1 protein-coding gene is annotated in these 261 nt (G+C 60.9%); it reads right to left on the bottom strand.

Annotated elements, in window-relative coordinates:
* A partial coding sequence (locus RVY79_RS20160) for a hypothetical protein (RefSeq protein ID WP_317466353.1) occupies nt 1–261 on the bottom strand: 261 nt, incomplete at both ends.

Below are 261 nucleotides of genomic sequence, written 5' to 3'. Positions count from 1 at the left end.
GTTGCAGCAGGCCGAGGCGCTGTCGTCGGGGTGGTCAGTGTCCCATCGCGGAACAATCTGATCTGCACCTGGCGGTAAGGGGGTGAGAAGACTTCAGGGAAAGAAAGATCATCCTGACTGACCTGCAACCCGACAACGAGAAGCCCGTCATCCTGCTGGTGGTGGGCTATCCCAAGGCCGCCTGCCAGGTGCCCGTGCACGGCTGCATATAGAAGCCGCTGGAGCAGATCAGCAGCTGGCTCTAGTGTGTTGCCGGTCAGG

Source organism: Chromohalobacter sp. HP20-39 (assembly GCF_033052815.1).
Taxonomy (GTDB): Bacteria; Pseudomonadota; Gammaproteobacteria; order Pseudomonadales; family Halomonadaceae; genus Chromohalobacter.
The sequence above is the reverse complement of the archived record's forward strand: the minus strand, read 5'-3'. Positions and strand labels throughout refer to the sequence as shown.